This window comes from Moorena sp. SIO1G6 (assembly GCF_010672795.1).
GTDB lineage: Bacteria > Cyanobacteriota > Cyanobacteriia > Cyanobacteriales > Coleofasciculaceae > Moorena > Moorena producens.
The window spans coordinates 1-1,704 of the sequence record NZ_JAAHFZ010000166.1; the positions used below are offsets into that span (position 1 = coordinate 1).

The window sequence follows — 1,704 nt, forward strand, 5'->3', positions numbered from 1 at the left end:
AGCCCCTGACGCTTCGGGGATGGCCACTACCAACAGTAGTCAGAAACACATTTTTCCAAGAAATATCAAATCCTTTCTGAGGTTTGGGTTTCAAAATGTGTTTCTTAATAGCTATCGCCCCATCAGGGGATAGCTATTAAGAAGAAGTAGTCACTTAATGATTTTTTTTTAATACTCAAATCCTTGCTGGGGTTTGGGTTTCAAAATGTATTTCTGTTGAATAATACCTAGGCGAATGCCGAAATCTTAAAAACATACCCTTGAAAGCCCATCAGCCCTCCCATCAGCATTCCCTTCAGCCCGACCATCAGCCCTTCCATCAGCCCTTCCATCAGCCCGACCATCAGCCCGAACATCAGCCCGACCATCAGCCCGACCATCAGCCCTCCCTTCACCCGGTTAATCAAGATTTTTTTCCAATTAATATCAAGTATTTCAACTGTTTTGATTTCTTCCGTTAACTCTTTATCCAGCCAGACCATCAGCCAGACCATCAGCCAGACCATCAGCCAGACCATCAGCCAGACCATCAGCCAGACCATCAGCCCTCCCATCAGCCCTCCCATCAGCCCGACCATCAGCCCTTCCATCAGCCCGAACATCAGCCCTTCCATCAGCCCGACCATCAGCCTATAAATTCGTTTTTGCTTTCCATTTATTAGCCAAGATGGCTGCATTTTTTCAATTAAAAATACTGTTTGCGACTCCTTAACCATCCTCTGCGCCATCCAAATTAGCCAGTGCTTTACTTGGCCTTTATTGTATCGTTGATTAGTCTTACGACGCTTAAACATCTTCTCGATATATGCATCAAAGAGCTGCCTGCGCCGTTCCTCCACTACGTCAGTTTTGGGCAAATCCTCAACTGCTACTCCCTGATAAGCTAGGGTCATAATATTGAGCATCAAGGGCGACTGGGCTAACTCTTGTAATACTGTATCCTCTGAAAGTAATGTCCTCAAACCTGTTAACTCAGTCCCAACACTATCCAAGTAATAGCAAACTTGTTCTAAAGTCAGCAATCTTATACAAACTGAACTCTGAAAATTCAGACGGTTGGATAGGGCTTGATAGTCTTTAATCCGACTACACACTACCAACTCGGCACCATAATCTTTCTTGAATTGGTTTAACGCTAGGATACAGTCGTTTCGATAGTTTGCCTTTACTTCATCCAAACCATCAAGCAATGGTAGTAGTCGCTGTTTCTTTACTAAAGTTTCTCGAATTTCCTTGGGAACGTCGTATTTATTCCCCAGTTCCTCTACTAACCAATCTGCTATCGTCTGCCGTTCCTTTGCCCAAGAGGAGAGGTTAAATACTACAGGAATTAGCTGATTAGTGTCTTGTTCAGCACGAGCAATTAAATCCCGGGCGAATTCCAGTAAGGTTGTGGTTTTTCCTGACCCTGGTTCCCCTAAAATTAGTAAGGTTGCTCCTGTCCCAATTTTGTCAAAAATATCAATTACTTTATCATCTTTGGGGATGGGTTGATGTGAGTTGTCACCGATTTCAGTAATTTCGCTAAAAGGCTGAGGAATGGCATCGGGTCTCTCTTCTAATCCCAACTCCATCAATAGACCTCTCCAAAAAACAAACTTATGGTAAAATAAGATAAAATTAATCACTTTTATCAACCTCAAAAACCATGAGCTACACTTGGAACTACATCCAAAAAAATCCTAAACAAACAAAAAGATTGCT

1 protein-coding gene is annotated in these 1,704 nt (G+C 42.7%); it reads right to left on the reverse strand.

The annotated features are described in order from the left end of the window. Nucleotides 1–227 precede the first annotated feature (227 nt). Complete coding sequence (locus F6K63_RS36755) at nt 228–1,574, reverse strand: NACHT domain-containing protein (protein ID WP_287315004.1); 1,347 nt, start codon at nt 1,572–1,574, stop codon at nt 228–230. Between the last annotated feature and the right edge of the window lie 130 nt (nt 1,575–1,704).

What these genes read in the sequence shown, in the direction of transcription:
- F6K63_RS36755 (WP_287315004.1), bottom strand. Translation starts at nt 1,574, where the DNA reads ATGGAGTTGGGATTAGAAGAGAGACCCGATGCCATTCCTCAGCCTTTT.